The sequence below is a fragment of the Streptomyces kronopolitis genome (assembly GCF_014646275.1).
Classification (GTDB): domain Bacteria; phylum Actinomycetota; class Actinomycetes; order Streptomycetales; family Streptomycetaceae; genus Streptomyces; species Streptomyces kronopolitis.
Genome location: NZ_BMND01000006.1, coordinates 50,044 through 76,851 on the forward strand (window position 1 = coordinate 50,044; position 26,808 = coordinate 76,851).

Sequence of the window (26,808 nt, forward strand, 5' to 3'; positions counted from 1 at the left end):
CTTTCCCGCTCTTCGTCCTTTCCGCACCGTCATCCCCGAGGGGAGTGCGCCATCAACGCAGCATCCACGAGCAGTGGCCCGGCCGGCCCGGACGCCCCCGCTGTAGAACTCCGCGGAATCACCAAAAGGTTCCCCGGCGTCGTGGCCAACCACGACATCCATCTCACCGTGCGCCGCGGTACCGTCCACGCCCTCTGCGGCGAGAACGGTGCCGGCAAGTCCACCCTGATGAAGATCCTCTACGGCATGCAGAAGCCGGACGAGGGCAGCATCGCGCTGGACGGCGAGCAGGTCACCCTGCAGACCCCGGGCGACGCCATCGCCCGCGGCATCGGCATGGTCCACCAGCACTTCATGCTGGCCGACAACCTCACCGTCCTGGAGAACACCGTCCTCGGCGCGGAGAAGCTGCACGGCATCGGTGCCGGCGCCCGCGCCCGGATAAAGGAGCTCTCCGACGCCTACGGGCTGCACATCCGCCCGGACGTGCTGGTCGAGGACCTCGGTGTGGCCGACCGCCAGCGGGTGGAGATCCTCAAGGTCCTCTACCGCGGCGCCCGCACCCTCATCCTCGACGAGCCGACCGCGGTCCTGGTCCCGCAGGAGGTCGACGCGCTCTTCGACAACCTGCGCGAGCTCAAGTCCGAGGGCCTGACCGTCATCTTCATCTCGCACAAGCTGGGCGAGGTGCTCTCGGTCGCCGATGACATCACCGTCATCCGGCGCGGCACGACCGTGGCCTCGGTCGAGCCGTCCGAGACCACCCCCAAGCAGCTCGCCGAGCTGATGGTCGGCAGCGAACTCCCCTCGCCGGAGACCCGCGAGTCGACCGTCACGGACCAGGAGATGCTGCGGGTACGCGATCTCCACCTGTCCGCGACCGACTCCGACGGCGTCGTCCGCACCGTCCTGGACGGCATCTCCTTCACCATCCACAAGGGCGAGGTGCTGGGCGTCGCCGGTGTCGAGGGCAACGGCCAGGCCGAGCTGGTCGAGGCCGTCATGGGCACCCGCACCCCCGACCACGGCACCGTCGTCCTGGACGGCACGGACCTGTCCGGCGCCTCCACCCGCGCCCGGCGCGAGGGCGGCGTCGGCTACATCCCCGAGGACCGCCACCGCCACGGCCTGCTGCTGGAAGCCCCGCTGTGGGAGAACCGCATCCTGGGCCACGTCACCGAGCGGCCCAACAGCAAGGGCAAGCTGCTCGACCTGGCCGGCGCCCGCAAGGACACCGCGCGCATCGTCGCCGAGTACGACGTGCGCACGCCCGGCATCGAGGTCACCGCGTCCTCGCTCTCCGGCGGCAACCAGCAGAAGCTGATCGTCGGCCGCGAGATGAGCCACCGGCCCAAGCTGCTGATCGCCGCCCACCCCACCCGCGGGGTCGACGTCGGCGCGCAGGCGCAGATCTGGGAGCAGATCCGCGAGGCGCGGCGCGAGGGCCTGGCGGTGCTGCTGATCTCTGCCGACCTGGACGAGCTGATCGGGCTGTCCGACACCCTGCGGGTGATGTACCGGGGCCGGCTGGTCGCGGACGCGGATCCCGCCGTCATCACCCCGGAGGAGTTGGGCTCCGCCATGACCGGTGCCGCCAGCGGCCACCTCACCGCGCCGGAGGACGGCGCGACGGAAGACGGCGCTGCGGAAGGCCGCACGTCCCAGGACGGTGCGTCGGACGGCGCCGGCGAGCAGGGCGGTGAGCAGAAGTGAGCACCTCCACCACGACCCCGGCCAAGAACCCCGCCGTGGACGCCATCGCCAGGAGCGCCACCCGCGACAAGGTGATCCTCGCGATCGCCGCGCCCGTCCTGGCCATCGTCGCCGCGATAGTGATCTCCTCGCTGGTGTTCCTCGCGTCCGGCGAGAACCCCTTCCGGGCCTACGGGATCATGGCCGACTACGGCCACTACAGCGACAGCCAGGTCTGGATCATCAACAAGGCGGTGCCGTACTACCTTTCGGCGCTGGCGGTCGCCATCGGCTTCCGCATGAACCTCTTCAACATCGGCGTCGACGGCCAGTACCGCCTGGCGGCCTTCGCGGCCGCGGCCGTGGGCGGGGCCATCGCCCTCCCCGGCGCGATCCAGATCATCCTGCTCATCGTCATCGCGATGCTGGTGGGCGCCCTCTGGTCGGGCATCGCGGGTCTGCTGAAGACCACCCGCGGCGTCAGCGAAGTGATCACCACGATCATGCTGAACGCCATCGCCGCCTCGATCATCGGCTACTTCCTGCAGGACGGCCGCCTCGCCATCAAGGACGGCAACCTCCTGCACACCAAGTTCCTCCCGGAATCCAGCCACTTCTTCTCCTTCCCCACCCACCCCAAGCCGGTCTACGGCTTCGTGGTGATCGCGGTGCTGGCCGGCGCGCTGTACTGGTTCGGCATCAACCGCACCCGCTTCGGCTTCGACCTGCGCGCCGTCGGCGCCTCCGAGTCGGCCGCCGAGGCCAGCGGCGTCAGCGTCAAGCGCATGGTCGTCAGCAGCATGCTGCTGTCGGGTGCCGCGGCCGGCCTGGTCGGCATGCCCACCCTGCTCGGCGAGTCCTTCCAGTACGGCACGGACTTCCCGGCCGGCATCGGCTTCACCGGCATCGCCATCGCCCTGCTCGGCCGCAACCACCCGGTCGGGATGGCCTTCGGCGCCCTGCTGTGGGCGTTCCTCGACCGCACCGGCTCCCGCCTGGAGTTCGAGGGCTACGCGCAGGAGATCGTCGGCGTCATCCAGGGCGTCATCGTGCTCTGCGTCGTCATCGCCTACGAGATCGTGCGCCGCTACGGGCTGCGCCTGCAGCAGCGCAAGGTCGGCGAGGAGCTGGCCGCGCTGTCCACCGCCGACAAGTCGGACAACAAGCCGGAGGTGTCGGCGTGAGTACGGACCTCAAGACCGCGACGAAGCTCGCGGTCCCCGGGAAGAGCGGGCGGCGCAAGCTGACCTACCCCTGGATCCTGCTGATCATCGCCGGCGCGCTGGTCGCGGTCTCCGTCCTGCGGGCCGTCACCGGCACCGCGGACCTCACCTCCACCGGCCAGTTCGGCGCCGCACTCAGCGCCGCCGTGCCGATCGGCCTGGCGGGCCTGGGCGGACTGTGGTCCGAGCGGGCCGGCGTGGTCAACATCGGCCTCGAAGGCATGATGATGCTCGGCTCGTTCGCGGCCGGCTGGATCGGCTGGCAGCACGGCCCCTGGGCCGCGGCGCTGGCCGGCGTCATCGGCGGCGCGCTCGGCGGCCTCATCCACGCGATCGCCACCGTCACCTTCGGCGTCGACCACATCGTCTCCGGCGTCGCGGTCAACATCCTGGCGCTCGGCGCCACCCAGTACCTGGCCACCCTGTGGTTCGGCCAGGAGGGCAGCGCGGCCATGCTGGCCGGCGGCAACGACAAGCAGTCCCCGCCGATGCCCGACATGCCGAGCTTCACCGTCCCCGGCCTGTCGGACTGGCTGAACTCCGTCGAGGGCCACCACTGGTTCCTCGTCTCGGACCTGGCCGGCATCCTCGGCGCGGCCGTCACCAACGTCTCCTGGCTGACGCTGCTGACCATCGGCCTGTTCGTCGGCACCTTCTACGTGCTGTGGCGCTCCTCGTTCGGCCTGCGGCTGCGCTCCTGCGGCGAGGCCCCGGTCTCGGCCGAGTCGCTGGGCGTCAACGTCTACTCGTACAAGTACGCGGCGGTCCTGGTCTCCGGCGCGCTGGCCGGCCTCGGCGGTGCCTTCCTCTCCATCGGGGTGCACTTCTACCAGGACGGCCAGACCGGCGGCCGCGGCTACATCGGCCTCGCCACGATGATCTTCGGCAACTGGCGGCCGGGCGGCGTCGCGATGGGCGCGGGCCTGTTCGGCTTCATGGACGCCATGCAGCTGCGCAGCGGCGGCCCGACCGTCCACGCCCTGCTGCTGGGCCTGGCCGCCCTGCTCGCGGTGATCGCGCTGCTGAAGCTGCGCGCCGCCAAGCGCACCCAGGCCGCGCTGTCGGCGCTGGCCGCCGCCGTCCTCATAGGCTGGTACTTCCTGGCCGACACCGTTCCGCTGGAACTGGTCGAGGCGAGCCCGTACATCGCCACCCTGCTCGTCCTCGCCCTCTCCGCCCAGCGACTGCGGCCCCCGAAGGCGAACGGCAGGCCCTACCGCCGAGGACAAGGCACATGACACCCACGGTGCCGGTCGACTGGACCGCACTGCGCGCGCAGGCCCGGGACGCGATGTCCCGGGCCTACGCCCCTTATTCAGGCTTCCCCGTCGGCGCCGCCGCCCTCGTCGACGACGGCCGCACCATCACCGGCTGCAACGTCGAAAACGCCTCCTACGGCCTCTCCCTCTGCGCCGAATGCGGCCTGATCTCCGCCCTGTTCGCCACCGGCGGCGGCCGCCTCACCGCCTTCACCTGCGTCGACGGCACCGGCACCCTCCTAGTCCCCTGCGGCCGCTGCCGCCAACTCCTCTGGGAACACGGCGGCCCGGACCTCCTCTGCGACACGGCGGCGGGCATCCGACCGCTGTCTGAGCTGCTGCCGGATGCATTCGGGCCGGGCCACTTGGCTTCCTGACGCACGAGGGCGCTGAACGCCCCGCGGGCCGGTGCAGGCCGACACATGTCACGGTCCGGAAGAAGGCGACCGAAGAGCCGCACCGGCTCGCAGGCGGGCTAAGCGCGGGACGTCGCCTGGCGTCCAGTACCAACAGGGCGAAATACACACCAAATCCAGCTCTTCGGCCACCGAGCCGAGGACTCGCCCCTCACTCCGCACACTCCTCTGCGCATCCGCCACCAGCCCGCCGGACGTTCGCCGCGACCTTCCATCCGCAGGGTTGCCCAGGGCTGCTGATCCATGGCCTCTGCTCACCCAAGAGGCCATGCAGGGCGCGAACGTGGCCCCCAGGTGATGGCCCCGGCCCTCGTCGAGGCGATGGAGAGGCCCACTCCCGCGAACCATGAGGCGAACATGGACACCGCATGGGGCACCGTCGTCCCCGTTGCAGGAGGCGTCGCGGGCAATGAGGGCAAGGACGGTTTCGGCGACGTGGACGAGAGCACCAAGGAAGGCCGGACGGCGGCCAAGCAGGGCACCAAGGGCCGGAACGAGACCACAACCGATGAGGTACGCGATGTCTTCGGCTGATCACACCGCAACCAGGGCCGCGCCCGCCCTTCGACGGGTGAGCGCGGGCCCGCGCCGAGCCGGGACATGGCTCGGCGCATGGGGGCTGGCAGCCGCCCTCTCCGTCCTGCCGCTCTGGCTTTTCTGGCCGGATCCCCAGCCGCGCCGGACGGCGATCCTTGTCGCGCTGGGGTGCGCACTGGCCTGCGTCGGCGGCATCGCCGTGTGCCGGCGCGCGGCAGGTGGCCGGCGGCCGTACGCCGCGATCTCCGTCGCCGAGTTCTCGGGGGGAACGGCGGCGGGCGGACCTGACGCCGTGGAACCGGACGGGCCGCCCCGGGTGCTGCCCTCGCGTCGGGGCATGCAGGCGCGCTCCCTCGCGTGGTACCTAGGGGTCTGCACGGTGCTGGTGACCCTTTTCGCCCTGGTGACAGGGGCGCCCCAGCGGCCGGAACGCATGCAGCGGATCGTCGATGCCGGGGCGGAGTTCGCGGTCGTACCGATCGAGAAGGCCGGTGATGTCCGGCTGCATGATCCGAGCAAGGGCCACGACTACTACACCTCGACGGCCGTCGTCCGGCTTGCCCCGAAGGCGGGCGGCCGACCGGTGGCGGCAACGGTCCAACTGGTCACGCCCGACCGTCCGCACGCGGGGGGAAAGGCCTCGGTCCTCTACGCCCCGACGCGTCCCGGGCTGGGCGCCGTCGCGGGGGACGAGCGCAGCCTCGGTGACGCGCTGGACGGAGCCACGATGGGGACCGGCCGCGTCTGGATCATCGGCGTCGCCTGGGCCGCGGGAATCGTCCTCTCCGTGGTCGTGCTGTCCGTGCGCCGTGGATTCCGTTCCTTCTCCCGGCTGGGGCCTGCCGACAGGGCCGTACGCGGGAAGTGCCTGGGACCCGATCTCTGGCGGCGGGACTCCGCTGAAGAGCAGTGCCTGAAAATCGTCACCGCGTCATCCCGCACGGCGCATTTCCTGGCCGATGTCACAGAAGAGCACGTCCCCGATTCTCTGACAGGGCAGCACCTGTGGCTGTGCTGGGACGCCCGGCGCGGCGCCGGTGGCGGGCGGTTCTCCGCGGGTGCCACCCCGGCGGCGCTGGTGTCCGACGACGGCTGGGTGATGCACGGAATGCTCAAGGCCGACGATGCGCAGATGCTGGCCGGAGAGGGGATCGCGGTCGAAAAGACCGTCGGGGGCAATAGCGAGCCGCGCCCTTTGCGGCTCTGGGACCCGCACTCCGCCTGGCTGCTTTACGTGGCACCGTCCGCGCTGGTTCTCGGCGCGGTGCTCATCGGCTGCGCCGCGCTGCTGACCTTTGACATCACGGGCGTCTGGCGTTGGGCGACCGGCATCGCCGGCGCCGTCGCCGGGCTGGCTCTCGGCCATGTCGCGATGAACTCCCCGTACCCGTCGGCCGTGCGCTCGGCCATGTCCTCGAACGGGGCGGATCCGGCCTGAGGTCCCGCGGAGGGAAGCGTCCCGCCGAGCGGACCGTGACCTACACGCCACCGAACGGGCAGATCCACCGCTGGACGCTGTAGCTGAACACCGTCGGCCCGGCACGGCGACCCCCCTGCCGCCACCCCCAGGGGCGGTCGCCCGATGCCCCTGGCCACCCCGCCGTCTATGCGTGTAGAACGGACCTACCCGTTCGAAAGGAACCGTCCATGGACGTCATCTCCGTCATCCGTACCAAGCGCGATCGCGGCGAGCTGAGCCCCGCCCAGATCGACTGGGTGATCGACGCCTACACCCGTGGCGAGGTCGCCCACGAGCAGATGTCGTCCCTGGCGATGGCGATCTTCCTCAACGGCATGAACCGCACGGAGATCGCCCGCTGGACCGCCGCGATGATCGCGTCCGGCGAACGCATGGACTTCTCGTCGCTGCCCCGGCCCACCGCCGACAAGCACTCCACCGGCGGCGTCGGTGACAAGATCACCCTCCCGCTCGCCCCGCTCGTCGCCGCCTGCGGCGCGGCCGTCCCGCAGCTCTCCGGCCGCGGTCTGGGCCACACCGGCGGCACCCTCGACAAGCTGGAGTCCATCCCCGGCTGGCGCGCCACGCTCTCCAACGCCGCGATGCTGGACGTGCTGCGCGACGTCGGCTCGGTCATCTGCGCCGCCGGCGACGGCCTGGCCCCCGCCGACAAGAAGCTCTACGCGCTGCGCGATGTCACCGGCACCGTCGAGTCCATCCCGCTCATCGCGTCCTCCATCATGTCCAAGAAGATCGCCGAGGGCACCGGCTCCCTCGTCCTGGACGTCAAGGTCGGCTCCGGCGCCTTCATGAAGGACCTCGACAACGCCCGCGAACTCGCCTCCACGATGGTCGAGTTGGGCACCGATCACGGCGTGAAGACGGTCGCCCTGCTCACGGACATGGCCACCCCGCTCGGCCTGACCGCCGGCAACGCCCTCGAAGTCCGCGAATCCGTCGAGGTGCTGGCGGGCGGTGGCCCCCAGGACGTCATCGACCTCACCCTCGCCCTCGCCCGCGAAATGCTCGACGCGGCCGGCCTCAAGGACGCCGACCCGGCCAAGGCCCTGGCCGACGGCTCCGCCATGGACCACTGGCGCCGCATGATCCGCGCCCAGGGCGGCGACCCCGACGCCACCCTCCCGGTCGCCCGCGAACAGCACGTCGTCACCGCCTCCTCCTCCGGCACCCTCACCACCCTCGACGCCTACGCCGTCGGCCTCGCCGCCTGGCGCCTGGGCGCCGGCCGCGCCCGCAAGGAGGACCCGGTCCAGGCCGGCGCCGGCATCGAGATGCACGCCAAGCCCGGCGACACGGTCACCGCCGGCCAGCCCCTGCTGACCCTCCACACCGACACCCCCGAGAAGCTCCCCTACGCCCTGGAGGCCCTCGACGGCAGCGTCCTCGTCGGCCCCGCGGACGCGGCTTTCGCCGCCACCCCGGTGGTGCTGGAACGCATCGCCTGACCTGCGCCCGCGACCGGAGGCCGCTCCGACGGCGAAAGGCCCGCCCCACCAGGACAGGTGGGGCGGGCCCTTCGGTTGGGGGGTGTTACGCGGCCTGTTCGAGGTGGAGGAGGCGGCGTTCGGTGATGGCGCGGCGGGTGGCGTAGAGGGTGATGGAGGCGGCGCCGACCATCGCGGCGAGGCCGAGGAGGACGGTGCCGTCCCAGCCGACGGCGTGGAAGGCGGCGGCGCCGAGCGCGCCGCCCAGGCTGCTGCCGGCGTAGTACGCGCACTGGTAGAGGGCCGAGGCCTGGGCGCGGGCCGTCTTGGCGGTGCGGCTGACCGCGGACGAGGCGACCGCGTGGCCCGCGAAGAAGCCCGCGGTGATCAGGATGAGGCCCGCCAGGACCGTGTAGACGGAGTCGGACAGCGTGAGCAGCAGGCCCGTGGTGGTGGTGCCGACGGCCAGGTAGAGGGCGCCGCGGCGGCCCGTGCGGGCGACCAGCTTGCCGGCCGCGGCCGAGGAGACCGTGCCGACCAGGTAGACCACGAAGATCGAACCGACGATGCCCTGCGGGAGGTTGAACGGCTCGGAGACCAGGCGGTAGCCGATGACCGTGTAGACCGCGCCGAAGACCGTCATGAACAGCCCGCCGATGGCGTAGAGGCGGCGCAGCAGCGGGTCGGCGAGGTGGCCGCCGAGGGTGCGGGCCAGCGTCCGCGGGCCCACCGAACGGGACGTGAAATGCCGGGCCTTGGGGACCAGCAACCGGAACGTCACGGTGCAGATCACGGCCAGCACACCCACCGCGCCGAGCGCGGCCCGCCAGCCCCAGGCCTGCGCGACCCAGCCGGTCAGGATCCGGCCGGACATCCCGCCGATGCTGTTGCCCGCCACGAACAGTCCGATGGCCGCCATCAGGGCCTTGGCCCGTACCTCCTCGGCCAGGAACGCCATCGCCGAGGCCGGCAGCCCGGCCAGCGCCACGCCCTGGATGCCGCGCAGCGCGATCAGGGCGCCGAGCGACGGGGCGAACGGCACCAGCATCGCGATCAGCGTGGCCACCGAGAGGGAGACGGTCATCAGCGTGCGCCGGCCGAAGCGCTCGGAGACCGCGCTCAGCGGGATCACGCCGAGGGCCAGGCCGAAGGTGGCCGCGGACACCGTCCAGCTGGCCTGGTCGGGGCTCACCCGGAGGCCGGCGGAGATCGCGGGCAGCAGTGCCTGGGTGGAGTAGAGCAGCGCGAAGGTGGCCACTCCGGCGGCGAAGAGGGCGAAGCTCATCCGGCGGTAGCCGGGGCCGCCCGGCCGCAGCTTGGCCGACTCCGGGTCGGGCGCGGCGGCGGCGGAAGAAGAGGATCCGGTGGACGACAGGGGAGAGGCGGCCGCACGGTCGGTGACGGACGCCCCGGTATCAGCGGGAGGCATGGTTCGAAAGTAGGCCTGTGCGTTTCATGCGTCCAATGCATAGAAACGGCATAATCCATGCTGTGGCACATGATCCCAGCTCAGGCCAGTCTCTGTTGCGAGGCCGCAACAGAAAAGACACCACAAAGACAGCTCGCGGCGGTGGGGAGGCGGAGCCCGTCGAGCTGGCCGCCGGCTCCTGGGCGGCCGTCCTCGCCCCCCGCCTCGCCCAGTTCGCCGCCGTCGCCCGGCACGAACACGTCACCCGCGCCGCCCTCGAACTCGGCATCCCGCAGCCGACGCTCAGCCGCGCCCTGGTCCGCCTGGAGGACGACCTCGGCGTCGCCCTCTTCGCCCGGCACGGCCGCACCCTCTCCCTCACCCCGGCGGGCCGCGCCTTCCTCGCCTCCACCGAACGCGCGCTGACGGACCTGGAGCGGGCCACCGAATCCGTACGGGCCGACGTCGACCCCGCGGCCGGGAAGGTGGCGTTCGGCTTTCTGCACACCCTCGGCTCCGAGACGGTGCCCGGCCTGATCCGCAGCTTCCGCGCCGACCACCCGCGGGTGCGCTTCCAGCTCGTCCAGACCTACGGCGAGGCGATGATCGAGCGGCTGCGCGCCGGCGACCTCGACCTGTGCCTGACCTCGCCGGTCCCCGACTACCCCGATCTCGTCGCCCGCCGGCTGGACGAGCAGAAGCTGCGCCTGGTCGTCCCGGACGACCACCCGCTGGCCGCCCGCAAGCGGATCCGGCTCGCGGAGGCGGCCGGGGAGCTGTTCGTCTGCCTCGAACCCGGCTTCGGGCTGCGCCGGATCACCGACGCGCTGTGCGCCGAGGCCGGCTTCACGCCCCGCGTCGCCTTCGAGGGGGAGGAGGCCGAGACGCTGCGCGGACTGGTCGCGGCCGGGCTGGGGGTGGCGCTGCTGCCGCCGCCCGCCGTCCCGCGGCCCGGGGTGGCCGAGCTGACCGTCACCGCGCCGCGGGCGGTCCGCGAGATCGGCGTCGCCTGGCTGGAGGGGCACCCGGACACCCCGCCGGTGGCCGCCTTCAAGAAGTTCCTGCTGAGCCGGCGGGGGAAACTGCTGCTCCGGTGACGGGAGTTGCCCGCGCGGGGGAGTGCTTCAGCGCCTCAGCGCCTCAGCGACGCACCGAAGCCCGCCGCCAGCGGCATCCGCAGCCCCAGCGGCGGCGGCGCGGCCAGCGCGTCCCTGACCGGCCGGGCGAAGTCCCGCGCGAACAGCGAGCCCAGCATGAAGTCGGCCGCCAACGACTGGACTTCGTCCCGGTGCTGGTGCAGCGAGTGGCCGTCGGAGTGCACCTCGAAGCGGCAGGTGTCGCGGTTGACCTTCTTGGCGCGCTCGGCGTAGCGGTAGGACAGATCGGGGTGGGTGCGCTCGTCGTTGGTGCCGTGCACCAGCAGCACCTGCCGGCCGATGAGCTGCTTGACCGGGTCGGGCCGCGTCCGCTCCTGCTGCGGATCGGGCAGCCAGGGCGCCAGCGCCAGCACGGAGTGGACGGCGGGATGACCGGCGGCGTGCAGCGCGGCGCGGGCGCCCATCCCCGTCCCCACCAGGCACACCGGGACATCGCCGTAGCGGCGGACGACCTCCTCCAGGGCCCAGGCCGCATCGTCCGCCGGATGCGCCGCGCTCCCGTTCCAGCCGCTGTGGCGGTAGCGCACGACATGGGCGGTCAGGCCCTCCGGCCGCCCCGCCCGCGCCAGCCGGAGCGCCAGCGGGCGCATCGCCAGCGCCGTCACCGGGGACGGCCGCCGCACCCCCGTCGGCCCGCCACCGGGCAGCAGCAGCGCGACCCCGCCCACCTCCCGGCGGCCGCCACCCCTCCACGGGAGCGCCTCGCGCGCCCCCTGCCCGCCACTCGTTCCCAGCGGTTTTCCCAGCCGGGCTTCGCGCACCGGCAGTGCTTGCTGAGCCATGACCAGAACGATGGCAGAACACGGGGTGCCCGCCACCCCGTGGACGGGTCACTGTTACGTATCGTTCGATGAGATCTACGCGCGTAGGGGCTAGAGTGCCGAAATGACGAGCGAGACCACCACCCTTCCGACCAGTGAACAGATCCGCCGTGCCCCCAAGGTGCTGCTCCACGATCACCTCGACGGCGGTCTGCGCCCCGCCACCGTCGTCGAGCTGGCCCGCGAGAACGGCTACGAGGGACTGCCGGAGACCGACCCGGAGAAGCTCGGGGTCTGGTTCCGTGAGGCCGCCGACTCCGGCTCGCTGGAGCGCTACCTGGAGACCTTCGCGCACACCTGCGCCGTCATGCAGACCCGCGACGCACTGGCCCGGGTGGCCGCCGAGTGCGCCGAGGACCTGGCCGCCGACGGCGTCGTCTACGCCGAGGTCCGCTACGCGCCCGAGCAGCACCTCGAACAGGGCCTGAGCCTCGAAGAGGTCGTCGAGGCGGTCAACGAGGGCTTCCGCGAGGGCGAACGGCGGGCCCGGGAGAACGGCCACCGCATCCGCGTCGGCGCGCTGCTGACCGCCATGCGGCACGCCGCCCGCGCCCTGGAGATCGCCGAACTCGCCAACCGCTACCGCGACACCGGCGTCGTCGGCTTCGACATCGCGGGCGCCGAGGCCGGCTACCCGCCCACCCGCCACCTCGACGCCTTCGAGTACCTCAAGCGGGAGAACAACCACTTCACCATCCACGCCGGTGAGGCCTTCGGCCTGCCGTCCATCTGGCAGGCCCTGCAGTGGTGCGGCGCCGACCGCCTCGGCCACGGCGTCCGGATCATCGACGACATCGAGGTCGCCGAGGACGGCACGGTCAAGCTCGGCCGGCTCGCCTCGTACGTGCGGGACAAGCGCATCCCGCTGGAGATGTGCCCGACCTCCAACCTCCAGACCGGGGCGGCCCCCTCCTACGCGGAGCACCCCCTCGGCCTGCTGCGGCGGCTGCAGTTCCGGCTCACGGTCAACACCGACAACCGGCTCATGAGCGGCACGAACATGTCCCGGGAATTCGAGCACCTGGTCAAGACATTTCGATACACGCTCGATGACATGCAGTGGTTTACAGTCAATGCGATGAAATCAGCGTTCATTCCTTTCGATGAACGTCTGGGCATGATCAATGACGTCATCAAGCCCGGATACGCGGAACTGCGGGCCGAATGGCTCTTCCGCCCGGCAGGTGCAACGACCGCCGTGAGCAGCGGTTCTGACCCTGCGTAAGGGAAAGCGCGAGCGTCTAGCGCAACGGTCGGTGGATTGTCCACTGGCCGTTTTTCCATTCGCCGCGGCTGTTTGCGGGGCGGGTTGGCGCCTCACTAGGTTGATTGGCCGGTCAAGCCCCCATCAACGAGGACGTAATTCGATGAAGCAGGGAACCATCAAGACTCTCGGTGTCGCCGCGCTCGGCGCCGCCTTCGCCGTCACCGCCGCGGGTGTCGCCAGCGCCGCCCCGGCGGTCGCCGCCGGGGACACCACCGGCGTGCTGCACAACCTGCCGGTGAAGGACGCCGCCAAGACCGTCTCCGGTCTCACCAAGACCAAGGCGGCGGGCAACGACGTCAAGACCAAGATGAACTCCCAGGGCAACAAGCTGCTCGGCGGCCTGCCGACCAGCGCCGTCACCAAGAACCTCCCCCTCGGCGGCTGAACCCCCCTCCGGCCCGCCCCGTGAGGGACGCGCCGGGCGCCGTGCCCCGGTCCTACGCCCTGGTGCGTGGGGCCGGGGCATCGCTGTGCGACCGGTGGACGGGCCGGGCCTCCCGCGGGGCCGCCGGGCCGGATCGCCGGGCTGTACGTATCACCAGGCCCGACGTATCACCAGGCCCGACGGATCACCGGGCCGGACGGATCACCAGGACGCGGCGCCCGCCGTGCGGTCCTCGGTGGGCAGGAGTATCCACAGCGCCAGGTAGACCAGGAACTGCGGGCCGGGCAGCAGACACGACAGCACGAAGATCACGCGCATCGTCGTCGGCGTCGTACCGAAGCGCTGGGCCAGGCCCGCGCACACTCCGGCGATCATTCGGTTGTTGCGGGGACGGACCAGTGCGGTGGCCATGAGAGCTGCTCCTTCGCTACGTGCCGGGACGTGTGCCCCGATGTCTCAAAGGTAGGTCCGGCTGCCGGAGAGGACATCAGCCTGCGGAGCCAGTTCGACCCTGGGGATCCTCGGGGTCATGCCCCTGAGACGCTCCTCCCGGCGGCGGAGCCGGCACCGGGTCCCCGGGACGACCGTCAGGTGCACCAGGGCCACGCCGAGCGTGCCCAGCAGCACCGAGTCGATGTCCGGGACCCGTCCGGGGATCCCCGACTGCAGCAGCTCGATGGCCAGCGCGATCATCGCCCCGGCGAACGTGGTCCGGGTGAACGACACCAGTGGCGAAACGTTCAGGCGCCCGGCCGAGAGCGGCAGCAGCACCCCCAGCGGCGCCAGCAGCAGCACCGAGCCGCCCAGATGCTGCACGGCCTCCCACGACGGGAGGAGCGCCAGCTCGGCTCGGATCGTCGCCAGCGGTTCGAGATTCGCCGCCGGTACCCACGGCACCGTACGGGGACGCAGCGTCAGCCAGCTGACGATCGACAGGTGCGCCACGAGGAGCAGGAGTCCGGTGACGCGCATACGGGGGGCGGCGGTGGTGCCGGGGCCATGACGCTGCACACAGGCCAGGACGCCGCGAGCGGGGGCCGCGGTTCCGCTCCCTCGCGCCCCGCTCGGCGCGCCCCGCTCGGTGCGCCCCTCACCCCACGTCCGACAGCGGGTCCCCCCACCCGGCGTTCTCCGCGATGTCCGGATTGGCCAGCACATCCGCCGAGCAGTCGAAGCGGTGCGCCGACTCGTCGCCGGGACCGCCCAGCACCGCCGCGTGCGTACGGCCCAGCGCCGGGCTCGCGCCGTAGGTGCACACCAGCTGCGCCAGCGCGAAGGACGGCAGGTCGTCCGGCCGCATGCTCAGCCGCAGCGCGTCCGACGGATCGCCGGACCGCGGCCCCGTCACCCTCAGCCGCGCGGGCAGCGCGCTGCTGAACCCGGCCTTCTCCTCGTCGGCCGACGGCTGCCGCTGCAGCTCACCCAGCAGCGCCCGGGCGGTCGGCAGCCGCGGATCGTCGGCCGACGCCCCCTTGGGCAGCGTCACCGTCCGCTCCACCTGCGCCAGCGCCGAGCCGCACACCAGGTAGACGGTGGCCTGGGTGGTGCCCGGCGGGCCCGGCGCCGGCGCGGTCGCCGGCGCCTTGCAGCTCACCCGGGAGGGCGCGCCGCCCGCGTCGACCGGCACGGACGTGCCCCGGATCCCGCAGCCCGCGGCGGCCAGCGCCAGCGCCGCCAGCGCGGCCGTGCGCCGCCCCCGCCGCATGGTCGGCGTCATCGGTCGTCCTCCGTGCCCTTGTCCGCCGCACCGTCCCGGCGCTCGGGCCGGTCGCCGTCCGCCAGGGGGGAGGCGTCCATCGGCAGCCGCAGCGTGAAGACCGCGCCGCCCTCGGGGAGGTTGGCGGCGGTGATCTCCCCGCCGTGGATGTGCGCGTTCTCCAGCGCGATGGACAGGCCCAGACCGCTGCCCTCCGACCGCGGCCGGGAGGCGCTCGCCTTGTAGAAGCGGTCGAAGACGTGCGGAAGGACCTCTTCGGGGATGCCGGGGCCGTGGTCCCGTACCCGGATCACCAGCTTCCCGCTCCCGGCCCGCGCCGTCTCCGGGTCCGGCCCGCCGTCGCCCGCGGGAGCCTGCGGCCCGCCGTCCGCCTCCGGGCCGGCCGCGGCGTCCGCCCCGTCCCGCGCGCCGAGCGCCGTGCTGCCCGTACTGCCGCCCGCGGCACCCGCCGCGTCCTCGGTGCGCACCGAGACCCGCACCGGCGAACCGCCGTGCTTGAGGGCGTTGCCGATCAGATTCGCCAGGATCACGTCCAGCCGCCGCGGGTCCAGCCGGGCCACGATGCCGCGGTCCGCGTCCAGGTCGACCGCGTCCAGCCAGGCGCGGGCGTCGATGCACGCGGTCACCTGATCGGCGACATCCACGTCGTCCAGCACCAGCCGGGCCGTCCCCGCGTCGAAGCGGGTGACCTCCATCAGGTTCTCGACGAGATCGTTCAGCCGCCGGGTCTCGCTGACCACCAGCTGCACCGCCGGCGCGATCATCGGATCGAGGGAGTCGGCCTCCTCCTCCAGCACCTCGGAGACCGCGGTGATCGCGGTCAGCGGCGTCCGCAGCTCGTGCGACATGTCGGCGACGAACCGCCGGGACGCCGCCTCCCGCCCGCTCAGCTCCGCCACCCGCTGCTCCAGACGCTCCGCCGTGCGGTTGAACGTCCGCGACAGGTCCGCGAGTTCATCGGTCCCGGTCACCCGCAGCCGGGTGTCCAGGCGCCCCTCGCCGAGCTGGCGCGCCGCGTGCCCCAGCCGCTGCACGGGCCGTAGCACGGTCGTCGCCGCGGCCTGCGCCAGCAGCGCGGAGCCGACCAGCGCCAGCGCCGTCGCGATCCCCAGCGACCAGGCCAGCGAGTTGAGGTCCTGCTGCTCCGCGGACAGCGACTTGATCATGTAGCCGGTGGGGCCGCCGCCGGTCACCTTCGCCCCGGCCACGAGATACGGCGTGTCCCCGACCTCCTTGCGCTGCCAGTACAGATGGTGCGCATAGCGGTTGGACTCGTCGACCGGACGCGCCTCGTCGACCGCGGTACGCAGCGAGGCCGGCACGCCGGTGAGCGTCAGCAGGTCCTTGTCGGTGGTGGCCGCGCAGTCCTTGCCCTTGCGGTCCACGCCGATCAGCAGCACCGCGTAGTTCTGCGGACCGGCCGCCATCTGCCGCGCCGCGTCCTGGAGTTCGGTGCAGCGCGGCCGCAGCGGCAGCGAGCGGGTGCTGTCCTCCAGCGCCTTGCGGAAGTCGTTCAGCACGGCGTTCTGCGTGCGGTCCAGCACCGTGTTGCGGTTGAGCCAGTACGCGATCCCCGATGCGGAGACCGCCGCGGTCAGCGCCACCAGCGCGAACACCACCACCAGCCGCAGCCGCAGACTCGTCCAGCGCAGCAGCCCCGACGCCCGCAGCAGCAGCCGCAGCGCCCGCCGGGCGCCCGCGGGCGCGCCGCCGTCCCCGGCCGGGCCGTCCGCGCCGCCCTCGTCCGCGGCGTCGCCCGCGGAACGTTCCCTCACTGCGGCGAATCCAGCCGGTAGCCGACCCCGCGGACCGTACGGATCAGCGTCGGCGACGACGGCACGTCCTCCACCTTCGCCCGCAGCCGCTGCACACACGCGTCCACCAGACGCGAGTCACCGAGGTAGTCGTGCTCCCACACCAGCCGCAGCAGCTGCTGGCGGGACAGCGCCTGCCCCGGCCGGCGGCTCAGCTCCAGCAGCAACCGCAGCTCGGTCGGTGTCAGTTGCAGATCCTCGCCGTTCTTGGTGACCGTCATCGCCGACCGGTCGATCACCAGCGAACCGAACGTCGCCGAATCGCTGGACTCCCGCTCGCCCCGGCGCAGCACGGCCCGGATCCGGGCGTCCAGCACCCGCCCCTGCACCGGTTTGACGACATAGTCGTCGGCGCCGGACTCCAGCCCCACCACGACGTCGATGTCGTCGTTACGCGCGGTGAGCAGGATGATCGGCAGCTGGTCCGTACGCCTGATCCGCCGGCACACCTCGAAACCGTCGATGCCCGGCAGCATCACATCCAGCACGATCAGGTCCGGGCGCTGCTCACGCAGCAGCTTCAGACCGTCCTCGCCCGTCGCCGCGGTCACCACACGGTGACCCTGGCGGGACAGCGAGAGTTCGAGGGCCGTGCGGATGGCGTCGTCGTCCTCGATCAGCAACAGGAAAGGCACATCAGCCATTCTGGCCCATGGGGCGCCACGAGATCGACCAGTGGCGCTCTCGTACACAAGCCCCGCACCCCCCGCACCCCGGCGACGCGCCGCACGGACCCCTGTGACAGGCCTGTGACAGTCGGCGGACAACGCGATGAAACTGGCTTGGCAGTCTTTGGGGCACCGGGAGAGATCAACAACCGGGACACACCGAACGAGCTGGCTCTACGACGGGGGGCGCGCGATGAACACACTGCACGGCACCACTACCAGCGCAGTTATCACGCGACTCCACGACGTCGTCAGGAACGACAAGGGCGGCGCCGTGGGGGGCACCGCCCTCACCGGGGGGCGCGGCTGCGTCCGCACCGCCGGCCGTCAGCGGCCGCCCTTCCGGGTGGCCATCGACGCGACGACGGTGTCCCTGGGCACCGAAGCCGGGCGGCACGGGGGAGAAGCCGCCCACGGGGGGAACGACGGGGAGGCGGCGTACGGCAAGGCCGCGGGGGAACGGCGCTCCGCGTCGGAGACGGCAGAGGCCGAAGCGGCCTTCACCGCCTACGTCCAGGAGCGCCGCGCCTCCCTGTTCGCCACCGCCTACCACCTGACCGGCGACCGCTACGAGGCCGAGGACCTGCTGCAGAGCGCCCTGTTCTCGACCTACCGGGCCTGGGACCGGATCAGCGACAAGGCGGCGCTCGGCGGCTACCTGCGCCGCACCATGACCAACCTGCACATCAGCGCCTGGCGCCGGCGCAAGCTCAACGAGTACCCGACCGAGGAGCTGCCCGAGACGGCGGCCGACGCGGACGCGATGCGCGGCACCGAACTGCGCGCCGTGCTGTGGCAGGCCCTGGTCCGGCTGCCCGAGACGCAGCGCACGATGCTGGTGCTGCGCTACTACGAGGGCCGCACGGACCCGGAGATCGCGGACATCCTCAACATCAGTGTCGGCACGGTCAAGTCGAGCATCTGGCGCGCCCTGCGCCGGCTGCGTGAGGACGAGGTCCTCAGCTTCGGCCGTGACGAGGAGGAGTCCTTCGGCGAGCTGGTGGCCTGAAGGACGGGGGAAAAGCCCGAGGGGGACCGGGGGGAAACCCGAGGGGGACACGGGGGAGACGGCACGCACGGAGCGCTCGCGCTCGGTGAGGGCCGGACCCGTATCGGGGGATACGGGGAGCACGGGGGAAGAAGAGCGGGTTCGGACAGCCGGGGGGGCCGTCCGAGCCCGCTTCTCCGTGTGCGGGCCACCGCACCCCGTCTCAGGAACGCACGGCCGCACCCACCGGGTCCGCCGTCCGCGCCGCCGCTATCCGGGCCAGCGCCTCGGTCCTGGCGCAGGGGTGCGCGCCCAGCGCCGTGAGCCGGGCGACGATCGACCGCTCGCCGCGCATCAACCGCAGCCCGCGGCGCACCAGATACGGAGCCGGCTTGCGGGCCTCGCGCAGATCCCGCGCCAGCCGTCGGCGGAACGTCGTGGACGGACGCCCGCGCAGGCACAGCGCGTCGGCCAGCAGCCCCGCCGCCCGGCACCGGGCGATGACATCGGCCGCGAACACGCCCTCCGCCAGGAACAGCGGCGCCCCGCCGAGGTCCAGGGCCGACGCGCCGATCCGCGCGCTGGTGGCGATGTCGTACCGCGGGACGTCGGCGCGCCCCGTGCGGCACAGCGTCTCGATGGCCGCGACGGCGGCTTCGGCGTCCCAGGACAGCGGGGAGTCCCAGTCGGCGCCGCCGCCGTCGGGCAGTTGCGGCAGCGTCGGGTCCGTCCCCTCCTTGTAGAAGTCGTCGAGATTGAGGACGGGCAGGCCACTGCACGCGGCCAGGGAGGTCTTGCCGGAGCCCGAGGGGCCGGTCAGCAACACGACCCGGGCGGCGGGCGGGAAGGAGTGGAGGCTCACGGGCACCCATTGTCGCGTATTCGCCCGTGTGGGGTACCCCTGGCGCGCGAGGTGGATCGGCCCACCGCACCTCAACTACGCTACGCAGTCAACCGATTACCGGCCCCTCGCGGGCCCCTCGTGCTCGCACAGCACTTCGACCGCTCCGACTCCACAGGCAGGTGGCACATGCCCTCCCACGCACGTCCCAAGCCCAGCCGCATCCCGCGCACCCTGCTGCGTGCCGGACTGGTGCTCTCCGCGGCCGGTGCGGCGCTCGCGGCGGGCGGTGCGGCATCGGCGAGCGCCGCCCCCGCGTCCGCCACCGACACCGGCGCCACCGCCTCCGCGCTGACCGGCGCCCTGCTGAATTCCGCGGCCGGCGGCCTCGGCCCCGTGAAGGACCTCAAGATCGACCCGCTCGCCAACACCTCCGTCGACCCGCTCGCCAACGCCGTCGGCACCCAGATCGCCGACTTCAAGCCGGTGGGCACCAACCTGCTCACCGACCCCCTCACCGGCGGAGGCACCCTGCGGAACCTGCCGCTGGTGGGGACCTTGACGAAGGTGCTGCCGGGCTGAGGCCGGACGGCGGCCGGCCCGCTCCCGGCAGCAGCGCACGCCCGGGCCGGCCGCCCCCCCCCGGGGTCGCGGCCGGCCCGGGCTCACCGCCCGTGGAAGGCCGCGACCATCGCCTGCATGTCCTCCTGGAACGCACAACACAACGCGATCCACGACCCGTCGACGAAGACCAGGTCGAACCGGCCGCGGGGGAACGTCATACGGGGCCGGGGCCGCAGCTCCGCGATGTTCGACAGCTGGATCTGCACGGCGACTTCCAGCTCGGGCTCGCGCTGCCGCCAGCCCGTGGCCTGATCGGTGAGCACGAACAGCCGCCGGTCGGTCAGCGCCTGATGCCGGGGCGTGCCGCCCGCGTTGGTGACCTGCACGAGGAACCGGCCGGCCATGCTGGACCAGTCGCCCTCCATGGTGGTGCCGAACAGCGCACGGTTCGCCGCGTCGTCGAGGGCGTCCTCGATGTTCTCCGGTGCCTCGTTCAGCCCCTCCGCGACCGTGCCGACCGCGCGCGTCCCCCGGTTGTCGAGCAGCCGGTTGTCGAGCAGGCGGCTGCTCGACGGCCGACCGGCGCCCGTACCCGCGGACGGCTGCGATGCCTTGTCGAGGATGTCGCTCAGCTTCCCCAGCAGACCCGTCGCCCGCGACGACCGCTTCCGGGGCGCCCGGAGAGGAGCGGGCACCAGCGGGAGGTCGGGGTAGTCGGAGTAGTCCCGCGCCTCCCACAGCGCCTCACCGGGTTGGAGGAAACGGCGGCAGGGCGTGACGTGGTCGGTCTTCGGCATACGGTCATTCTCCTCGGCTCCGGGCGACGACGAACCGGCCCGTGGGCTCGGGCTGCGGGCTGCCCGGCTGAGATCGGACGGCGCGGACAGCAGCGCGGGGCCCCACCCGTAGGTGGAGCCCCGCATGCGGCATGGGTGACGGCCGGTCACAAGGCCGTCAGGGTGGGGCTAGGTGCCCTTCGGGTGCCAGACCGTTTTTGTTTCCAGGAAGGTCAGGAGGCGGCCGGTGCCCGGGTCTGCGGACCAGTTGGGCGGAGTGGGGCGCAGGACGCGCTTGAGGTTGTCGGCCGCGGCGATCTCCAGGTCCTTGGCCAGGTCCGCGTCGGCGCCCGCCAGGTCGATGGCGTTGACGTCCTGGTGGGCGGCGAGCGGGGCGGCGAGCTCCGCCGTGCGGCCCGAGAGGAGGTTGACGACGCCGCCCGGGAGGTCGGAGGTGGCGAGCACCTCGGCCAGGGAGAGGGCGGGCAGCGGGGCGTCCTCGGCGGCCACCACGACGGCCGTGTTGCCGGTGACGATCGCCGGGGCGATCACCGAGACCAGGCCGAGGAAGGACGAGTCCTGGGGGGCCAGGACCGCGACCACGCCGGTCGGTTCGGGGGAGGACAGGTTGAAGTACGGGCCCGCCACGGGGTTGGCGGCGCCGGCGATCTGGGCGACCTTGTCGGACCAGCCCGCGTACCAGACCCAGCGGTCGATCGCCGCGTCCACCTGTGCCGCGGCCTTCGCCTTGGACAGGCCCTCCGCGGCGGCCACCTCCGCGACGAACTGGTCGCGGCGGCCCTCCAGCATCTCGGCAACGCGGTAGAGGATCTGCCCGCGGTTGTAGGCCGTGGCGCCCGACCAGCCGCCGAACGCCTTGCGGGCGGCGACCACCGCGTCCCGGGCGTCCTTGCGGGAGGCCAGCGGCGCGTTGGCGAGCCATGTGCCCTTGGAGTCGGTCACCTCGTACACCCGCCCGCTCTCGGACCGGGGGAACTTGCCCCCGACGTACAGCTTGTAGGTCTTGAAGACGGCGAGTCGGCCAGTCAGCTCAGACATTGAGGTACGCCTCCAGACCGTGCCGGCCGCCCTCGCGGCCGTAGCCCGACTCCTTGTAGCCGCCGAACGGCGACGCCGGGTCGAACTTGTTGAACGTGTTGGACCAGATGACGCCCGCGCGCAGCCGGTCCGCCGTCCACAGCATCCGCGAGCCCTTCTCCGTCCAGATGCCGGCAGAGAGGCCGTACGGCGTGTTGTTGGCCTTCTCCACGGCCTCCGCCGGGGTGCGGAACGTCAGCACGGACAGCACCGGGCCGAAGATCTCCTCGCGGGCGATGCGGTGCGCCTGGGTGACGCCGGTGAACAGCGTCGGGGCGAACCAGTAGCCGGAGTCGGGCAGCTCGCACGACGGCGACCAGCGCTCGGCGCCCTCGGCCTCGCCCGCCTCGGCCAGCGCGGTGATCCGGGCCAGCTGCTCGGCGGAGTTGATGGCGCCGATGTCGGTGTTCTTGTCCAGCGGGTCGCCCACGCGCAGGGTCCGCATCCGGCGCTTGAGGGCGTCCAGCAGCTCCTCGGCCACCGACTCCTGGACCAGCAGCCGCGAGCCCGCGCAGCACACCTGGCCCTGGTTGAAGAAGATGCCGTTGACGATGCCCTCGACGGCCTGGTCGAGCGGCGCGTCGTCGAACACGATGTTCGCCGCCTTGCCGCCCAGTTCGAGGGTGACCTTCTTGTCCGTGCCGGCGACCGTACGGGCGATCGCCTTGCCGACCTCGGTGGAGCCGGTGAAGGCCACCTTGTCGATGTCGGGGTGCCCGACCAGCGCGGCGCCCGTGGAGCCGTCGCCGGTGAGGATGTTGACGACGCCCTTGGGCAGGCCGGCCTGACGGCAGATGTCCGCGAAGAAGAGGGCGGACAACGGGGTCGTCTCGGCCGGCTTGAGGACGACGGTGTTGCCGGTCGCCAGCGCCGGGGCGATCTTCCACGCCAGCATGAGCAGGGGGAAGTTCCAGGGGATGACCTGGCCGGCGACGCCCAGCGGGCGCGGGTTCGCGCCGTAGCCCGCGTGGTCGAGCTTGTCGGCCCAGCCCGCGTAGTAGAAGAAGTGCGCGGCGACCAGCGGCAGGTCGGCGTCCCGGGACTCGCGGATCGGCTTGCCGTTGTCCAGCGACTCCAGGACCGCCAGCTCGCGCGAGCGCTCCTGGATGATCCGGGCGATCCGGAAGAGGTACTTGGCGCGCTCGGCGCCGGGCAGCGCGGACCACTTCTCGAAGGCCTTGCGGGCGGCCTTCACGGCACGGTCGACGTCCTCGGCGCTCGCCTGCGCGACCTCGGAGAGGACCTCCTCGGTCGACGGGGAGACGGTCTTGAAGACCTTGCCGTCGGAGGCCGGGACGAACTCGCCGTCGAGGAACAGGCCGTAGGACGGCGCGATGTCGACGACCGCGCGGGATTCGGGTGCGGGTGCGTAATCGAAGGTCATGGGAGCCTCAGTCCACCGTGACGTAGTCGGGGCCGGAGTAGCGGCCGCTGCTGAGCTTCTGGCGCTGCATCAGCAGGTCGTTGAGGAGGCTGGAGGCGCCGAAGCGGAACCAGTCGGCGGTCAGCCAGGGCTCGCCGAGCGTCTCGTTCACCATGACCAGGTACTTGATCGCGTCCTTGGTCGTCCGGATGCCGCCGGCCGGCTTGACGCCGACCTGGACACCGGTCGCGGCGTGGAAGTCGCGGACCGCCTCCAGCATCAGGAGGGTGACCGGCGGGGTCGCGTTGACGGCGACCTTGCCGGTGGAGGTCTTGATGAAGTCGGCGCCCGCGAGCATCGCCAGCCAGGAGACCCGGCGGACGTTGTCGTACGTCTGGAGCTCGCCGGTCTCGAAGATGACCTTGAGGTGGGCCGCGCTGCCTCCCCCAGTCTCCGACCGGGAGGTGCCCCCAGGCCGGGCGCACGCCTCCTTGACGGCCTTGATCTCCTCGAAGACGTCCATGTAGCGGCCGGAGAGGAAGGCGCCCCGGTCGATCACCATGTCGATCTCGTCGGCGCCGGCCGCGACCGCGTCGCGGGTGTCGGCCAGCTTGACCGGCAGCGCGGCGCGGCCGGCCGGGAAGGCGGTGGCGACGGACGCCACGTGGATTCCGGAGTCGCCGAGGGCTTCCTTGGCCGTCGCGACCATGTCCGGATAGACGCAGATCGCCGCGACCTTGGGGGCCGTGCGGTCCGTGGGGTCCGGGTGGACGCCCTTGGCGCACAGCGCCCGGACCTTGCCCGGGGTGTCCGCGCCTTCGAGGGTCGTCAGGTCGATCATGGAGATGGCGAGATCGATGGCGTACGCCTTCGCCGTCGTCTTGATCGAGCGGGTGCCGAGGGTGGCGGCGCGGGCCTGGAGGCCGACCTCGTCGACGCCCGGGAGGCCGTGCAGGAAGCGGCGCAGCGCACCGTCGTCGGCGGTCACGTCCGCCATTGACGCCAGACGCCCCGCGGCTTCCTTGCCGTATGCGGGAACAGTGATGGGCATGGTCACGAGGGGAGCATATCTACGCGCGTAGCGCCATGTCATCCCCCTGGACAGTCCGAATCCGGCCGGTGCGCGCGGGCGCGGGCGGCCGGGAGACCTGGTGACGGCACCCAACCGGCCCGCCACCAGGGCCCGGACGCCCGCGCCGGACGCCGCCGAATGATGCCGTAACGCAATGTCCGGCATCCGGACGGTCGGGCAGAATCGGCGGCATGACGAGCCAGGACCGGACCACCCCGCCGCCGCAGCAGTATGCGGAACGCAGCTACCGCTCGCCCGCGGCCCTCGCCGGCGGCGCGCTGCTCCTCCTGCTCGGCCTCTGGCTCGGCGGCGACGCCCTCCTGCGCGGCGACACCCACACCCGGCTCACGGCGCTGTTCGCCCTGCTCCTCGGCGTCCCGCTGGTCACCGCCTTCACCCTGCGCCCCCTGGTCAGGGCGGGCGAGGAGCGGCTCGTGGTGCGCAACCCGTTCCGCACCATCACCCTGCCGTGGACCGCGGTCGAGGGGCTGCGGGCGGGCTACTCCACCGAGGTCCTCACCGACGGGGCCACCTACCAGATGTGGGCGATCCCGGTCTCCCTGCGGCAGCGCAAGAAGGCCGGCCGCCAGGCGATGCGCGGCACGGCGGCCCGTCCCCGCTTCGGCCCGCACGCCGACGCCGGCGACGGCCCCGCCCCGCGCGCCATGGCCGACCAGGCCCTCGACGAACTGCGCGAGGTCCGGGAGCGCGCCGCCCACCGCGACACCCCCCGGGACGAACCGGTGGCGGTGCGCTGGGCGTACGCCGTCCTCGCCCCCCTCGCGGTGGGCGCCGTGGGGCTCGTGGTGATGCTGGCGCTCTGAGGGGCGCGGCGGGACGCCCGGACACGCCGATGGCGGCCGCCCCCGGTGCGGGGCGGCCGCCATCGGCGCGCGTGGAGGGTGCCGGACGGTCAGATCCCGGCCGCCGCCGACACATCCCGCTTGATCGCCGCCAGCGCCGCGGCCGCCGTCGTACGGGCCTCGGGCAGCGCCTCGGCCGAGGCCACCGGGACCACGACCTCCAGGTAGCACTTGAGCTTGGGCTCGGTGCCGCTGGGCCGGACCACGACCCGGGCGGACTCGATGCCGCTCTCCGGCGAACCGGCCAGGTAGTAGCGCAGCCCGTCGGTCGGCGGCAGCGCCTCGGTGCCCTGCGTCAGATCGTCGGCACGGGACACGGCCAGGCCCGCCAGCACCGCCGGCGGCTGCTCGCGCAGCCTGCGCATCGCGTCGGCGATCAGCGACAGGTCCTCGACCCGCACCGAGAGCTGATCGGTGGCGTGCAGCCCGAACTCCCGCGCCAGGTCGTCGAGCAGATCGGCCAGGCCGCGCCCGGCCTGCTTCAGCTCCGCGGCCAGCTCGGTGATCAGCAGCGCCGCGGTGATGCCGTCCTTGTCCCGGACGCCCTCCGGGTCGACGCAGTAGCCCAGCGCCTCCTCGAAGGCGTACCGCAGGCCGTCCACCCGTGCCAGCCACTTGAAGCCGGTCAGCGTCTCCTCGTACGGCAGCGCGGCGGCGGCCGCGATCCGGGACAGCAGCTGGGAGGAGACGATGGTCGTCGCGAAGGTGCCCGCGGCCCGCTTGCTCACCAGGCTCGCGGCGAGCAGCGCGCCGACCTCGTCGCCGCGCAGCATCCGCCAGCCCTCCGGCGAGCCGGGGGCGGGGACGGCGACGGCGCAGCGGTCCGCGTCGGGGTCGTTCGCGATCACCAGGTCGACGCCGGCGCCCGCCGCCCGGGCGGTGGCGAACGCGAGGTCCATCGCGCCCGGCTCCTCCGGGTTGGGGAAGGCGACCGTCGGGAAGTCCGGGTCCGGCTCGGCCTGTTCCGCGACGACCACCGGGGCCGGGAACCCGGCCCGGGCGAAGGCGGCGACGAGGGTGTCCCGGCCGACGCCGTGCATCGGCGTGTAGACGACCCTGGTGTCCCGGGGGGACCCGGGCGTCAGCACCGCGTCCGTCCGCTCCAGATAGGCGGTCAGCACCGCCTCGTCGAGGGTCTCCCAGCCGGCCTCCGGGCGCGGCACGCCGTCCAGCGGACCGACCGCGGCGATCTCGGCGGCGATCCCGGCGTCCGCGGGCGGCACGATCTGTGAGCCGTCGCCCAGATAGACCTTGTAGCCGTTGTCGCGTGGCGGGTTGTGGCTGGCGGTGACCTCGACGCCGGCCACCGCACCCAGATGCCTTATCGCGAAGGCCAGGACGGGGGTGGGCAGCGGGCGCGGCAGCAGCGCGGCGCGCAGGCCGGCGCCCACCATCACGGCCGCCGTGTCCCGCGCGAAGTCGGCGCTCTTGTGGCGCGCGTCGTAGCCGATGACGACCAGCCCGGCGCCGTCGCCCTGCGCCTTGAGGTACGCGGCCAGCCCGGCCGCCGCCCGGATGACGACGGAGCGGTTCATCCGCATCGGGCCCGCGCCCAGTTCGCCGCGCAGCCCGGCGGTGCCGAACTGGAGGGTGCCGGCGAAACGGGCGGCCAGCTCGGCCGCGACCCCGTCGTCGTCGGCGGCCTCGACGAGCTTTGCCAGCTCGTCCCGGGTCTCCGGGTCCGGGTCCTCGGCCAGCCATGCCTGGGCCCGGTTGATCAGCTCCGCGTGATCGGTAGCCACGTGATGCTCCTGACGGTGGGTGCGTGGTGGGGTTGCGTACGGGGGCGGGGGGTTGCGTGCGGGGGCCTGCGGACGGCCGGGCGCGCGCCCGGCTCGTACCCCTTACCCCGCGTGCGGGGCGAACGGCGCCATCCGGCCACCGACGGCCCGTGTGCCACCCGCCCGGCCGCTTCCCCACCCCGCCCGGGCAGCCGGCCGGTCCGGCCGCCGCCCGGGGGGTCCGGACCGGCCTG

26 protein-coding genes are annotated in these 26,808 nt (G+C 72.7%); 13 read left to right on the forward strand and 13 right to left on the reverse strand.

All coding sequences use genetic code 11. From position 1 onward, the window contains the following. Positions 1 to 141: 141 nt before the first annotated feature. The 7 genes from IEY78_RS09525 (at position 142) to IEY78_RS09555 (ending at position 8,052) form a co-directional block, all read left to right on the forward strand. Positions 142 to 1,713 (forward strand): ABC transporter ATP-binding protein, encoded by a 1,572-nt coding sequence (locus IEY78_RS09525; RefSeq protein WP_189097194.1) that lies wholly within the window; start codon positions 142 to 144, stop codon positions 1,711 to 1,713. Continuing rightward, a complete protein-coding gene (locus IEY78_RS09530) occupies positions 1,710 to 2,876 on the forward strand; it encodes an ABC transporter permease (protein ID WP_229699817.1) in 1,167 nt (388 codons plus the stop codon). Before IEY78_RS09525 ends, IEY78_RS09530 begins: the two co-directional genes overlap by 4 nt. Next, the gene (locus IEY78_RS09535; protein ID WP_189097195.1) at positions 2,873 to 4,153 is read left to right on the forward strand and encodes an ABC transporter permease; all 1,281 of its coding nucleotides are present in this window, start codon (positions 2,873 to 2,875) and stop codon (positions 4,151 to 4,153) included. Before IEY78_RS09530 ends, IEY78_RS09535 begins: the two co-directional genes overlap by 4 nt. Then, a complete protein-coding gene (locus tag IEY78_RS09540) occupies positions 4,150 to 4,551 on the forward strand; it encodes a cytidine deaminase (protein WP_189097196.1) in 402 nt (133 codons plus the stop codon). The genes IEY78_RS09535 and IEY78_RS09540 overlap by 4 nt, the downstream gene beginning before the upstream one ends. Positions 4,552 to 4,947: 396 nt before the next feature. Beyond that, positions 4,948 to 5,124: a hypothetical protein gene (locus IEY78_RS09545; RefSeq protein ID WP_189097197.1), complete on the forward strand. Its 177-nt coding sequence runs from the start codon at positions 4,948 to 4,950 to the stop codon at positions 5,122 to 5,124. Next, entirely contained in the window at positions 5,111 to 6,565 is a 1,455-nt protein-coding gene (locus IEY78_RS09550) for a hypothetical protein (RefSeq protein WP_189097198.1), read from the forward strand. Before IEY78_RS09545 ends, IEY78_RS09550 begins: the two co-directional genes overlap by 14 nt. A 209-nt stretch (positions 6,566 to 6,774) precedes the next feature. Next, a complete protein-coding gene (locus IEY78_RS09555) occupies positions 6,775 to 8,052 on the forward strand; it encodes a thymidine phosphorylase (protein WP_189097199.1) in 1,278 nt (425 codons plus the stop codon). Positions 8,053 to 8,137: 85 nt separating this feature from the next. Here IEY78_RS09555 and IEY78_RS09560 read toward each other — a convergent pair whose 3' ends face one another. Beyond that, positions 8,138 to 9,460, reverse strand: a complete 1,323-nt coding sequence (locus IEY78_RS09560; protein WP_189097200.1) for an MFS transporter — start codon at positions 9,458 to 9,460, stop codon at positions 8,138 to 8,140. Between the two features lie 62 nt (positions 9,461 to 9,522). Between IEY78_RS09560 and IEY78_RS09565 the strand changes: the two genes are divergently transcribed. Then, the gene (locus IEY78_RS09565) at positions 9,523 to 10,536 is read left to right on the forward strand and encodes a LysR family transcriptional regulator (protein WP_229699818.1); all 1,014 of its coding nucleotides are present in this window, start codon (positions 9,523 to 9,525) and stop codon (positions 10,534 to 10,536) included. A gap of 35 nt (positions 10,537 to 10,571) precedes the next feature. Here the strand turns inward: IEY78_RS09565 and IEY78_RS09570 are convergent, their stop codons facing one another. Further along, complete coding sequence (locus tag IEY78_RS09570; RefSeq protein ID WP_189097201.1) at positions 10,572 to 11,378, reverse strand: alpha/beta fold hydrolase; 807 nt, start codon at positions 11,376 to 11,378, stop codon at positions 10,572 to 10,574. 103 nt (positions 11,379 to 11,481) lie between these two features. Between IEY78_RS09570 and IEY78_RS09575 the strand changes: the two genes are divergently transcribed. Next, on the forward strand, positions 11,482 to 12,642 hold the full coding sequence (locus tag IEY78_RS09575; protein ID WP_189097202.1) for an adenosine deaminase: 1,161 nt from the start codon (positions 11,482 to 11,484) through the stop codon (positions 12,640 to 12,642). 142 nt (positions 12,643 to 12,784) lie between these two features. Next, positions 12,785 to 13,069: a hypothetical protein gene (locus IEY78_RS09580; protein WP_189097203.1), complete on the forward strand. Its 285-nt coding sequence runs from the start codon at positions 12,785 to 12,787 to the stop codon at positions 13,067 to 13,069. Between the two features lie 201 nt (positions 13,070 to 13,270). Here the strand turns inward: IEY78_RS09580 and IEY78_RS09585 are convergent, their stop codons facing one another. From IEY78_RS09585 to afsQ1, 5 genes are all read right to left on the reverse strand, one after another. Further along, on the reverse strand, positions 13,271 to 13,480 hold the full coding sequence (locus IEY78_RS09585; RefSeq protein WP_189097204.1) for a PspC domain-containing protein: 210 nt from the start codon (positions 13,478 to 13,480) through the stop codon (positions 13,271 to 13,273). Between the two features lie 45 nt (positions 13,481 to 13,525). Continuing rightward, positions 13,526 to 14,080 carry a VanZ family protein gene (locus tag IEY78_RS09590; protein ID WP_189097205.1) on the reverse strand — a complete coding sequence of 185 codons (555 nt, stop codon included), beginning with the start codon at positions 14,078 to 14,080 and terminating at the stop codon, positions 13,526 to 13,528. Positions 14,081 to 14,159: 79 nt separating this feature from the next. Beyond that, positions 14,160 to 14,786 carry a hypothetical protein gene (locus IEY78_RS09595; protein WP_229699819.1) on the reverse strand — a complete coding sequence of 209 codons (627 nt, stop codon included), beginning with the start codon at positions 14,784 to 14,786 and terminating at the stop codon, positions 14,160 to 14,162. Then, the gene (locus IEY78_RS09600) at positions 14,783 to 16,561 is read right to left on the reverse strand and encodes an ATP-binding protein (RefSeq protein ID WP_189097206.1); all 1,779 of its coding nucleotides are present in this window, start codon (positions 16,559 to 16,561) and stop codon (positions 14,783 to 14,785) included. Before IEY78_RS09600 ends, IEY78_RS09595 begins: the two co-directional genes overlap by 4 nt. Next, on the reverse strand, positions 16,558 to 17,235 hold the full coding sequence (afsQ1, locus tag IEY78_RS09605; protein WP_026169550.1) for a two-component system response regulator AfsQ1: 678 nt from the start codon (positions 17,233 to 17,235) through the stop codon (positions 16,558 to 16,560). Before afsQ1 ends, IEY78_RS09600 begins: the two co-directional genes overlap by 4 nt. A gap of 226 nt (positions 17,236 to 17,461) precedes the next feature. On the opposite strand from afsQ1, the gene IEY78_RS09610 reads away from it, so the two are divergent. Beyond that, positions 17,462 to 18,277, forward strand: coding sequence for a SigE family RNA polymerase sigma factor (locus tag IEY78_RS09610; RefSeq protein ID WP_189097207.1), 816 nt, complete (start codon positions 17,462 to 17,464; stop codon positions 18,275 to 18,277). Positions 18,278 to 18,479: 202 nt separating this feature from the next. Here the strand turns inward: IEY78_RS09610 and IEY78_RS09615 are convergent, their stop codons facing one another. Next, positions 18,480 to 19,118: a uridine kinase family protein gene (locus IEY78_RS09615; RefSeq protein ID WP_189097208.1), complete on the reverse strand. Its 639-nt coding sequence runs from the start codon at positions 19,116 to 19,118 to the stop codon at positions 18,480 to 18,482. Positions 19,119 to 19,286: 168 nt separating this feature from the next. Between IEY78_RS09615 and IEY78_RS09620 the strand changes: the two genes are divergently transcribed. Further along, entirely contained in the window at positions 19,287 to 19,679 is a 393-nt protein-coding gene (locus IEY78_RS09620; RefSeq protein WP_189097209.1) for a hypothetical protein, read from the forward strand. Between the two features lie 83 nt (positions 19,680 to 19,762). Here IEY78_RS09620 and IEY78_RS09625 read toward each other — a convergent pair whose 3' ends face one another. The 4 genes from IEY78_RS09625 to deoC all read right to left on the reverse strand — a co-directional run bounded on the left by IEY78_RS09625 (position 19,763) and on the right by deoC (position 23,949). Then, entirely contained in the window at positions 19,763 to 20,458 is a 696-nt protein-coding gene (locus tag IEY78_RS09625; protein WP_189097210.1) for a hypothetical protein, read from the reverse strand. Positions 20,459 to 20,626: 168 nt separating this feature from the next. Next, the gene (locus IEY78_RS09630) at positions 20,627 to 21,496 is read right to left on the reverse strand and encodes an aldehyde dehydrogenase family protein (protein ID WP_189097211.1); all 870 of its coding nucleotides are present in this window, start codon (positions 21,494 to 21,496) and stop codon (positions 20,627 to 20,629) included. Then, complete coding sequence (locus IEY78_RS09635) at positions 21,489 to 22,919, reverse strand: aldehyde dehydrogenase family protein (RefSeq protein ID WP_189097212.1); 1,431 nt, start codon at positions 22,917 to 22,919, stop codon at positions 21,489 to 21,491. The genes IEY78_RS09630 and IEY78_RS09635 overlap by 8 nt, the downstream gene beginning before the upstream one ends. Positions 22,920 to 22,926: 7 nt before the next feature. After that, entirely contained in the window at positions 22,927 to 23,949 is a 1,023-nt protein-coding gene (gene deoC / locus IEY78_RS09640) for a deoxyribose-phosphate aldolase (RefSeq protein ID WP_189097375.1), read from the reverse strand. Positions 23,950 to 24,161: 212 nt separating this feature from the next. On the opposite strand from deoC, the gene IEY78_RS09645 reads away from it, so the two are divergent. Beyond that, positions 24,162 to 24,794 (forward strand): PH domain-containing protein, encoded by a 633-nt coding sequence (locus IEY78_RS09645; protein ID WP_189097213.1) that lies wholly within the window; start codon positions 24,162 to 24,164, stop codon positions 24,792 to 24,794. An 89-nt stretch (positions 24,795 to 24,883) separates the two neighbouring features. Here the strand turns inward: IEY78_RS09645 and IEY78_RS09650 are convergent, their stop codons facing one another. Continuing rightward, entirely contained in the window at positions 24,884 to 26,575 is a 1,692-nt protein-coding gene (locus IEY78_RS09650) for a phospho-sugar mutase (protein WP_189097214.1), read from the reverse strand. Between the last annotated feature and the right edge of the window lie 233 nt (positions 26,576 to 26,808).

Bases quoted from the DNA above. Each gene is read 5' to 3' on its own strand.
- IEY78_RS09540 (WP_189097196.1), top strand. From the start codon at position 4,150: ATGACACCCACGGTGCCGGTCGACTGGACCGCACTGCGCGCGCAGGCC.
- IEY78_RS09545 (WP_189097197.1), top strand. From the start codon at position 4,948: ATGGACACCGCATGGGGCACCGTCGTCCCCGTTGCAGGAGGCGTCGCG.
- IEY78_RS09550 (WP_189097198.1), top strand. From the start codon at position 5,111: ATGTCTTCGGCTGATCACACCGCAACCAGGGCCGCGCCCGCCCTTCGA.
- IEY78_RS09555 (WP_189097199.1), top strand. From the start codon at position 6,775: ATGGACGTCATCTCCGTCATCCGTACCAAGCGCGATCGCGGCGAGCTG.
- IEY78_RS09560 (WP_189097200.1), bottom strand. From the start codon at position 9,460: ATGCCTCCCGCTGATACCGGGGCGTCCGTCACCGACCGTGCGGCCGCC.
- IEY78_RS09570 (WP_189097201.1), bottom strand. From the start codon at position 11,378: ATGGCTCAGCAAGCACTGCCGGTGCGCGAAGCCCGGCTGGGAAAACCG.
- IEY78_RS09575 (WP_189097202.1), top strand. From the start codon at position 11,482: ATGACGAGCGAGACCACCACCCTTCCGACCAGTGAACAGATCCGCCGT.
- IEY78_RS09580 (WP_189097203.1), top strand. From the start codon at position 12,785: ATGAAGCAGGGAACCATCAAGACTCTCGGTGTCGCCGCGCTCGGCGCC.
- IEY78_RS09585 (WP_189097204.1), bottom strand. From the start codon at position 13,480: ATGGCCACCGCACTGGTCCGTCCCCGCAACAACCGAATGATCGCCGGA.
- IEY78_RS09595 (WP_229699819.1), bottom strand. From the start codon at position 14,786: ATGACGCCGACCATGCGGCGGGGGCGGCGCACGGCCGCGCTGGCGGCG.
- IEY78_RS09610 (WP_189097207.1), top strand. From the start codon at position 17,462: ATGAACACACTGCACGGCACCACTACCAGCGCAGTTATCACGCGACTC.
- IEY78_RS09620 (WP_189097209.1), top strand. From the start codon at position 19,287: ATGCCCTCCCACGCACGTCCCAAGCCCAGCCGCATCCCGCGCACCCTG.
- IEY78_RS09625 (WP_189097210.1), bottom strand. From the start codon at position 20,458: ATGCCGAAGACCGACCACGTCACGCCCTGCCGCCGTTTCCTCCAACCC.
- IEY78_RS09630 (WP_189097211.1), bottom strand. From the start codon at position 21,496: ATGTCTGAGCTGACTGGCCGACTCGCCGTCTTCAAGACCTACAAGCTG.
- IEY78_RS09635 (WP_189097212.1), bottom strand. From the start codon at position 22,919: ATGACCTTCGATTACGCACCCGCACCCGAATCCCGCGCGGTCGTCGAC.
- deoC (WP_189097375.1), bottom strand. From the start codon at position 23,949: ATGCCCATCACTGTTCCCGCATACGGCAAGGAAGCCGCGGGGCGTCTG.
- IEY78_RS09645 (WP_189097213.1), top strand. From the start codon at position 24,162: ATGACGAGCCAGGACCGGACCACCCCGCCGCCGCAGCAGTATGCGGAA.